Here is an 8,825-nt window from a genome sequence, read left to right on the forward strand (position 1 = left end):
GGCGATCGAGAGCACAGTACGCCACGCGGTCGCGAGCGGTTCGCTCGTGCCACGCCGAGCCGACCCCGGACATTTTGCAGGACAAGCGTACTGTTAGAGTTGGTGTCGCGAGGAACCGGCGCTCCCAGTGGCCGGAGAACCTCCACAGACTCGAGTCGCCGGCACAGCCCCGCCGGTGGCCCACCCTCACCGACGAGCGGAGCTGACGTGACGACAAGTATCGATACTTTCGGCGCCAAGGGCACCCTCGAGGTCGGAAGCAACTCCTACGAGATCTTCCGCCTCTCCGCCGTGCCCGGCACCGAAAAACTCCCCTACGCACTGAAGGTCCTCGCGGAGAACCTGCTCCGCACCGAGGACGGCGCGAACATCACCGCCGATCACATCCGAGCCATCGCCAACTGGGACCCGTCCGCCGAACCGGATACCGAGATCCAGTTCACCCCCGCCCGCGTGATCATGCAGGACTTCACCGGTGTGCCCTGTGTGGTCGACCTCGCCACCATGCGCGAGGCCGTGACCACCCTCGGCGGCGATCCGAACAAGGTCAACCCGCTCTCCCCCGCCGACATGGTCATCGACCACTCGGTGATCCTCGACGTCTTCGGCCGCGCCGACGCCCTCGAGCGCAATGTCGACCTCGAGTACGAGCGCAACAGCGAGCGCTACCAGTTCCTGCGCTGGGGCCAGGGCGCTTTCGACGACTTCCGGGTCGTCCCCCCGGGCATGGGCATCGTGCACCAGGTCAACATCGAGTACCTGGCACCGACCGTCATGGTCCGCAACGGCCAGGCCTACCCGGACACCTGCGTCGGCACCGACTCGCACACCACCATGGTCAACGGCCTCGGCGTGCTGGGCTGGGGCGTCGGCGGCATCGAAGCCGAGGCCGCGATGCTGGGCCAGCCGGTCTCCATGCTGATCCCGCGCGTGGTCGGCTTCAAGCTGACCGGTGAGATCCAGCCGGGCGTGACCGCCACCGACGTCGTGCTCACCGTCACCGACATGCTGCGCAAGCACGGTGTGGTCGGCAAGTTCGTCGAGTTCTACGGCGCGGGCGTCGCCGAGGTGCCGCTGGCCAACCGCGCCACCCTGGGCAACATGAGCCCCGAATTCGGCTCGACCGCCGCGATCTTCCCGATCGACGCCGAGACCATCAACTACCTGCGCCTGACCGGCCGCAGCGACGAGCAGCTCGCGCTCGTCGAGGCGTACGCCAAGGAACAGGGCATGTGGCACGACGCCGACCACGAGCCGGAGTACTCCGAGTACCTCGAGCTCGACCTGAGCACGGTCGTCCCCTCGATCGCCGGCCCGAAGCGCCCGCAGGACCGCATCCTGCTCAGCGAGTCGAAGACCGCCTTCCGCAAGGACATTCACAACTACACCAGCGACGCGGTGGGTGAGCCCGCGGCCGCCACCCCGCACTCCAAGCTGGACGAGGCCGTCGAGGAGTCCTTCCCGGCCAGCGATCCGGCGGTGCTGTCCTTCGCCGACGACGGCGCGGTGGACGTGCAGTCCGCGGCCAACAACTCCGAGGGCCGCCCGAGCAAGCCGGTCAAGGTCGTCTCCGAGGAGCGCGGCGAGTTCGTGCTCGATCACGGCGCGGTCGTGGTCGCGGGCATCACCTCCTGCACCAACACCTCCAACCCGTCGGTCATGATCGGCGCGGCCCTGCTGGCGCGCAACGCGGTGGAGAAGGGCCTGTCCTCCAAGCCGTGGGTGAAGACCAACATGGCGCCGGGTTCGCAGGTCGTCGCCGACTACTACGAGAAGGCCGGCCTGTGGCCGTACCTGGAGAAGCTGGGCTTCTACCTGGGCGGTTTCGGCTGCACCACCTGCATCGGCAACACCGGTCCGCTGCCGGAGGAGATCTCCAAGGCGGTCAACGACAACGATCTGTCGGTCACCGCGGTGCTCTCGGGCAACCGCAACTTCGAGGGTCGCATCTCCCCCGACGTGAAGATGAACTACCTGGCCTCCCCGCCGCTGGTCATCGCCTACGCGCTCGCGGGCACCATGGACTTCGACTTCGAGACCGACCCGCTGGGCAAGGACACCGAGGGCAACAACGTCTTCCTGAAGGACATCTGGCCCTCCGCCCAGGAGATCGACGACACCATCAAGGCCGCGATCAGCCAGGACATGTTCCGCAAGTCCTACGCCGAGGTCTTCAAGGGCGACTACCGCTGGCAGAACCTGGAGACCCCGGAGGGCGACACCTTCGCCTGGGATCCGAACTCCACCTACGTCCGCAAGGCGCCGTACTTCGACGGCATGACGATGGAGCCGGCCCCGGTCGAGGACATCAAGGGCGCGCGCGTGCTGGCGCTGCTGGGTGACTCGGTGACCACCGACCACATCAGCCCCGCCGGCCCGATCAAGCCGGGCACCCCGGCCGCGCAGTACCTGGACGCGCACGGCGTCGAGCGCAAGGACTACAACTCCCTCGGCTCGCGTCGCGGCAACCACGAGGTGATGATCCGCGGCACCTTCGCCAACATCCGGCTGCGCAACCAGTTGCTCGACGACGTCTCGGGCGGCTACACCCGCGACTTCACCCAGGAGGGCGGCCCGCAGGCGTTCATCTACGACGCCTCGCAGAACTACCAGGCCGCGGGCATCCCGCTGGTCGTGCTCGGCGGCAAGGAGTACGGTTCGGGCTCCTCGCGCGACTGGGCCGCCAAGGGCACCCGCCTGCTGGGCGTCAAGGCCGTCATCACCGAGTCCTTCGAGCGCATCCACCGCTCGAACCTGATCGGTATGGGTGTCATCCCGCTACAGTTCCCGGCGGGCGAGTCGGCCAAGTCGCTGAACCTCGACGGCACCGAGACCTTCGACATCGAGGGCATCACCAAGCTGAACGAGGGCGTCACGCCGAAGACCCTGAAGGTCACCGCGACCAAGGAGAACGGCGAGAAGGTCACCTTCGACGCCGTGGTCCGCATCGACACCCCCGGTGAGGCGGACTACTACCGCAACGGCGGCATCCTGCAGTACGTGCTGCGCAACATGATTCGCGGCTGAGTGCGCGAATCGACGACGATGTCGTAGGTGACATCGCCGGTGGACTGGCGGGTCCGCGCATCGGTTCCTCCGAATCGGTGCGCGGACCTCGCCACTTCCAGGTATTCACGGCGTCGTGCCACGCCGCTGTTCGCGTACCGCGAGCACCGCTGTTCCCGTCTCGACCGCCGTTCGTGTACCACTGCTGTTCGTATACCGCCGTTTTCGTGTATCGCCGAGGAGGAGCCCGCCCCATGCCCAAGGTCAGCGATGACCACCTCGCCGCGCGGCGCAGCCAGATTCTCGACGGGGCACGGCGTTGCTTTGCCGAGTACGGCTACGACGGTGCGACCGTGCGCCGCCTCGAAGAGCAGATCGGGCTCTCCCGCGGCGCGATCTTCCATCATTTCCGCGACAAGGACGCGCTGTTCCTGGCTTTGGCCCAGGAGGACGCCGAGCGGATGGCCGATGTGGCCGCCAATCAGGGCATCGTGCAGGTGATGCGCGACATGCTCGCCGACCCGGACCAGTTCAACTGGCTGGGCACCCGGCTCGAGATCGCGCGCAGGTTGCGCACCGACCCGGAATTCCGGGCCGGCTGGACCCAGCGGTCGGCGGAACTGACCGCGGCCACCCTCGCCCGGCTCGAGCGCCGCAAGGCCGCCGGGGCGCTGCGCGACGACGTGCCGACCGACGTGCTGCTCGGCTATCTCGATCTCGTGCTCGACGGACTGATCGCGCGTATCGCCTCCGGGCACACCAACGAGAACCTTTCGGCCGTACTCGATCTCGTCGAGGCGTCGGTCCGGCGCAAGGACTGAGCGGGCCGACTCCGCCAGGGGTGCGCCCGCTCGGCGCGGGAGGGCGCACCCCACCGGATCGCCGGAGCCGCGCCCCGCGCGGATACTCCCCGGCAACATCCCCGTGCCGCCGCCGCCCGGAAGTAACTGCGTGATCGCTGTTGATCGAATCGTCGCCGACTGAAATTCTTTCGGTACGAGCTGGTTCCCACCCGGTGATCAGTTTGCCGACCGGGCGAAATTCCACTGAACCGAGCCGCCGCGCCGGGCCGCGACGGTATCATTCGAAGCGCGTTCGCCACCTCGTGGCAAATCACGAGCAGACGCGACACAAGCAGCGACAAGATCGGAGAGCAGCCACCCATGGGCCCCGCATCCCTCCCACCCGCAGCACGCGGCAGCGTTCGCGGCGGCCTGGGGTGAACGGGTCCGGGCGCAGGCCCCCGCGACGCGACTCGGTGCTCATCGTCTGCGATGCCGGTGATCCGCACGCGGCCGCGGTGGCCACGATGGTGCGAGACGTCCACGGCCTCGACGTCATCCGCTTCGACCCGAGCAACTATCCGCGCGCCTACGGCAGCTTCCGGGTCGACCGGCTCGGCACGGCGCGCGCGCTGACCCAGACCATCGGCCTGGACCAGGCCCGCTCGGTGTGGTGGCGACCGCCCGCGCCGAGCGTTTCCGCGCAGCGTCCCGGCATCGACAGCGACTTCGAGCCCGACGCCTGCGACAGCTTCCTCGAGGGCATGCTGTGGTCCATCCCGGCCCACTGGGTCAACGACCCGGGCGCCGACCGCACCGCCAGCAGGCGGATCGTGCAGTGGGAGACCGCGGTGCGCGCCGGGCTGCGAGTGCCGGAGACGTTGGTGACCAACGATCCGGACGAGGCCCGCAGCTTCACCGAATCACGGCCCGGCCCCGTGGTTTTCAAGCGCGACGGCACCCACCGGGCGACCTGCGCGCAAGCCAGGATCGTCGGGCGCGACGACATCGCGCGGATGTCGGACATCCGCCGTTCCCCGGCCGCCTTCCAGGACTACGTGCAGGCCGAATGCGAGCTGCGCGTGGTGTGGGTGGACGGCGTCGAATGGACGGTGCGCATCGATGCGCCCCCCGGTGTCGAGCGCTTGGCCGACCGGCCGCACGGCTCGGTGACCTTCGGGGTGACCACCCTGCCCGCCTCGGTCAGCAAGTCGCTGTCCACCCTGATGGGGGCGCTCGGGCTGGGCTTCGGCGTGCTCGACCTGCGCATCGGCCTCGACGGCGAGTACTACTTCCTCGAGGTCGACCCGCGTGGCCGGTTCGACCACCTCGCGGCCGCGACCGGGCTGCCGATATTCCGCAGTATCGCCGACCTGCTGGCCGACGACGAGATGGTCACCGGTCGCTGACGCCCGTGGGCTCGTCCGCTGCTTGCCTACCGCTACTTGTCGGCGCTCTTACGCCGGTTCGCACCGCCTCGGCTGCGCAACTGCACGTGCGATTCCACCAGTACATTGTGGATGAACCCGTAGGAACGGCCGGTGGACCGAGCCAGGGAACGAATGCTCGCCCCCGCTTCGTATTGCTTCTTCAACTGGTTCTGCAGACGGTCACGGGATTTCCCCGTGACGCGGGTGCCCTTGCTCAAAGTGGCTTTGTTCTGTGTGGGCCTGTCGCTCATGGCTTCCTCCGAGTCGCCGAGCAGCGCGTCTTTCCAGGCTAAGCACTCCGCAGGAAACGATCAACGAAATGTTGTGACTCAGCTCACGCCAGCTGGATCAGTTCGAGGTATTCGGCCGACCAGTGATCCTCGGTGCCGTCGGGCAGCAGGATGACCCGCTCCGGCGAGAGCGCCTCGGCCGCGCCCGGATCGTGGGTGACCAGAACGACCGCGCCGGCGTAGGTGCGCAGCGCGTCGAGCACCTGCTCACGCGAGACCGGATCCAGGTTGTTGGTCGGCTCGTCGAGCAACAGCACATTGGCCGCCGAGGAGACCAGCCCCGCCAGCGCCAGCCGGGTCTTCTCACCGCCGGACAGCGTGCCCGCCGGCTGATCCAGCTGCGGACCGGTGAACATGAAGGCGCCCAGCAGGCCGCGAAGTTCCTGCTCACCGGCGTCGGGAGCGGCGTGGCGGATGTTCTCCCACACCGTCGCGTTGTCGTCGAGGGTGTCGTGCTCCTGGGCGAAATAGCCGATCTTGAGGCCGTGCCCCGGGACGAGTCCACCCGCACTCGGCTGCTCCACACCGGCCAGCAGCCGCAGCAGCGTGGTCTTGCCCGCGCCGTTGAGGCCGAGCACCACGACGCGGCTGCCGCGGTCGATGGCCAGATCCACGCCGGTGAAGATTTCCAGCGAGCCGTACATCTTGGTGAGATTCTCGGCCATCAGCGGCGTCTTGCCACAGGTGGCGGGTTCGGGGAACTTGATCCGCGCCACCTTGTCGGCCACGCGCACCTCGTCGAGTTCGCCGAGAAGTCGTTCAGCCCGCTTGACCATGTTCTGTGCCGCAACGGCTTTCGTGGCCTTCGCGCCGAGTTTCGCGGCCTGGGCCTTCAACGCCGAAGCCTTCTTCTCGGCGTTCGCGCGTTCCCGGCGGCGGCGCTGCTCGTCGGTGGCGCGCGCGTCGAGGTACTTCTTCCAGCCCATGTTGTAGACATCGGCCTCGCCGCGCACCGCGTCGAGGAACCACACCTTGTTCACCACGGCCTCGAGCAGTTCGACATCGTGGCTGATGACGATCAGGCCGCCGTCGTGGTTCTGCAGGAAGCCACGCAGCCAGGTGATCGAATCGGCGTCGAGGTGGTTGGTCGGCTCGTCGAGCAACAGGATGCGATCCGAGCGGCCGCCGCTGCCGTCGGAGGCGGAGAACAGGATGCGGGCGAGCTCGATGCGGCGGCGCTGGCCGCCGGAGAGGGTGCGCAGTGGCTGGCCGAGCACCCGGTCGGGCAGACCGAGGCTGTGGCAGATGCGCGCGGCTTCGCTCTCGGCGACGTAGCCGCCCAGCGCCGAGAACCGATCCTCGAGGCGGCCGTACTTGCGGACCGCCTTCTCGCGCTCGTTCTCGTCGGCGACCTCGGCCATCAGGGCCTGCTGCTTCTCCATGTCGCGGATCAGCGTGTCGAGGCCGCGCGCGGACAGCACGCGATCACGAGCCAGCACGTCGAGATTTCCCTCCCTCGGGTCCTGCGGGAGGTAGCCGATCTCGGTGGAGCGCACGATCTTTCCGGCGTACGGCTCGCCCTCGCCCGCGAGGATGCGCAGCGTGGTGGTCTTGCCCGCGCCGTTGCGCCCGACCAGGCCGATCCGGTCGCCCGCCTGCACGCGCAGCGCCGGACCCGGCGCCGAGAGCAGGGTACGGACGCCGGCCCGGACCTCGAGATCGGTCGCGGTGATCACAGATGTGCTCCTCTGGGAAGTACGGGTGTTGGCGTCGGTGAAGGTGTTCTGCAGGCCGCAGTGTAGGTACTCGGCCGACACGCCAACCACTGATTTTACCTGCAGGCCGACGCCACGCCGCCGCCGAGAGGCTCGGTGTGACCGTGATAACCGGCGGCCGGTCGCGCTTCGGTAGCGTGCGGAGTCATGAGTACCGATCTGTTGGGCAAGAGCGCGCTGGTCAGCGGCGCGAGCCGGGGCATCGGCAAGGCGGTTGCCGCCGAGCTGCTGCGACGCGGCGCGAACGTGCTGATCACGGCCCGCAAACCCGAACCTCTCGAACAGGCCGCCGAGGAGTTGCGTGCCCTCGGACATCAGGGCGAGGTGGCTGTCATCGCGGGCAATTCCGGTGACGCTCAGGCGCGTGCGGAGGCGGTCGCCCGCGCGGTGACCGAGTTCGGTTCGCTGGACATCCTGATCAACAACACCGGCATCAACCCCGTCTTCGGCCCGCTGATGGAGGCCGATCTCGACGCCGTGCGCAAGATCTTCGATGTCAATGTGGTCGCCGCGCTCGGGTACGCGCAGGAGGCCTACAAGGCCTGGATGGGCGAGCACGGCGGGGCGATCGTCAATGTCGCCAGCGTGGCGGGTCTGCGTTCGACCGGCGTCATCGCCGCCTACGGCGCGTCCAAGGCGGCGCTGATCCGACTGACCGAGGAACTCGCCTGGCAGCTGGGCCCGAAGATCCGGGTCAACGCGGTCGCGCCGGGCGTGGTCAAGACCAAGTTCGCCGACGCGCTGTACTCCGCCGACGAGGAGCGCGCCGCGAGTGCCTATCCGATGAAGCGGCTGGGCAGCCCCGAGGACGTCGCCCGCCTCATCGGTTTCCTGGCCTCCGACGAGGCCGCCTGGATCACCGGTGAGACCGTGCGCGTCGACGGCGGCCTGCTGGCGACCGGCGGGCTCTGAGAGATGTCCGACCCCGCGCCGACGAGCCCGGCGAACCTGTGACTCCCCGCGCCGACGAGCCCGGCGAACCTGCGGCCGCGCGCGCCGCGGCGCCGGCCACCGGAGCCGACGTCGTCGTCTGCGGGCTCGGCCCGGCAGGCCGCGCGCTGGCGCATCGTTGCCTGGCGCGCGGTCTCCGGGTGAGCGTCGTCGATTCCGCCCCACACCGGCGCTGGACGGCGACCTACGCGGTGTGGACCGACGAGCTGCCCGACTGGCTCGACCGTCGCGTGATCGCGGCGCGGATCGAGCGGCCGGTGGCGTGGGGGCACCAACGGCATGTGCTCGACCGCGAGTACAGCGTGCTCGACACCGCGCGGTTACAGGACGCCCTGACCATCGACGGCGCCGAGATCGTCGCCGAGCGCGCGGTCCGGCTGACCGCGCGCACACTGACCACGGCGAGCGGGCGGGTATTGCGCGCCCGCCGGGTGATCGATGCCCGCGGACTCGCGCGTTCGCCGCGCCGGGCGGAGCAGACCGCGTACGGCATCATCGTGACCGACACGGGCGGCCCCCAGGCCCGGGGCGGGGACGAGGCGCTGTTCATGGACTGGCGTGACGACAACGGATCCGCGCCGGGCGAGCCGCGCTCCTTCCTCTATGTCATCCCCTTGGGCGGCGGCGCGAGGTTGTACGAGGAGACCTGCC

7 protein-coding genes are annotated in these 8,825 nt (G+C 68.8%); 5 read left to right on the forward strand and 2 right to left on the reverse strand.

What is annotated here, in order from left to right:
• The first annotated feature begins 207 nt into the window (after positions 1-207).
• From ON26_RS16245 to ON26_RS16255, 3 genes are all read left to right on the forward strand, one after another.
• A complete protein-coding gene (locus tag ON26_RS16245) occupies positions 208-3,027 on the forward strand; it encodes an aconitate hydratase (RefSeq protein WP_040797001.1) in 2,820 nt (939 codons plus the stop codon).
• A 233-nt stretch (positions 3,028-3,260) separates the two neighbouring features.
• On the forward strand, positions 3,261-3,827 hold the full coding sequence (locus ON26_RS16250; RefSeq protein WP_040797002.1) for a TetR/AcrR family transcriptional regulator: 567 nt from the start codon (positions 3,261-3,263) through the stop codon (positions 3,825-3,827).
• A 398-nt stretch (positions 3,828-4,225) separates the two neighbouring features.
• Positions 4,226-5,197, forward strand: coding sequence for an MvdC/MvdD family ATP grasp protein (locus ON26_RS16255; protein WP_245545874.1), 972 nt, complete (start codon positions 4,226-4,228; stop codon positions 5,195-5,197).
• A 32-nt stretch (positions 5,198-5,229) separates the two neighbouring features.
• Here the strand turns inward: ON26_RS16255 and ON26_RS16260 are convergent, their stop codons facing one another.
• Positions 5,230-5,469 carry a helix-turn-helix domain-containing protein gene (locus ON26_RS16260; RefSeq protein ID WP_040797004.1) on the reverse strand — a complete coding sequence of 80 codons (240 nt, stop codon included), beginning with the start codon at positions 5,467-5,469 and terminating at the stop codon, positions 5,230-5,232.
• Positions 5,470-5,552: 83 nt separating this feature from the next.
• Positions 5,553-7,184 carry an ABC-F family ATP-binding cassette domain-containing protein gene (locus ON26_RS16265; RefSeq protein WP_040797005.1) on the reverse strand — a complete coding sequence of 544 codons (1,632 nt, stop codon included), beginning with the start codon at positions 7,182-7,184 and terminating at the stop codon, positions 5,553-5,555.
• A gap of 186 nt (positions 7,185-7,370) precedes the next feature.
• Between ON26_RS16265 and ON26_RS16270 the strand changes: the two genes are divergently transcribed.
• A complete protein-coding gene (locus tag ON26_RS16270) occupies positions 7,371-8,135 on the forward strand; it encodes an SDR family oxidoreductase (RefSeq protein ID WP_040797006.1) in 765 nt (254 codons plus the stop codon).
• A gap of 38 nt (positions 8,136-8,173) precedes the next feature.
• A partial coding sequence (locus tag ON26_RS16275) for a lycopene cyclase family protein (protein ID WP_245545875.1) occupies positions 8,174-8,825 on the forward strand: 652 nt, incomplete at its 3' end.

It is taken from the genome of Nocardia higoensis NBRC 100133, assembly GCF_000308595.1.
Lineage (GTDB): Bacteria > Actinomycetota > Actinomycetes > Mycobacteriales > Mycobacteriaceae > Nocardia > Nocardia higoensis.

Bases quoted from the DNA above. Each gene is read 5' to 3' on its own strand.
- ON26_RS16270 (WP_040797006.1), top strand. From the start codon at position 7,371: ATGAGTACCGATCTGTTGGGCAAGAGCGCGCTGGTCAGCGGCGCGAGC.
- ON26_RS16250 (WP_040797002.1), top strand. From the start codon at position 3,261: ATGCCCAAGGTCAGCGATGACCACCTCGCCGCGCGGCGCAGCCAGATT.
- ON26_RS16260 (WP_040797004.1), bottom strand. From the start codon at position 5,469: ATGAGCGACAGGCCCACACAGAACAAAGCCACTTTGAGCAAGGGCACC.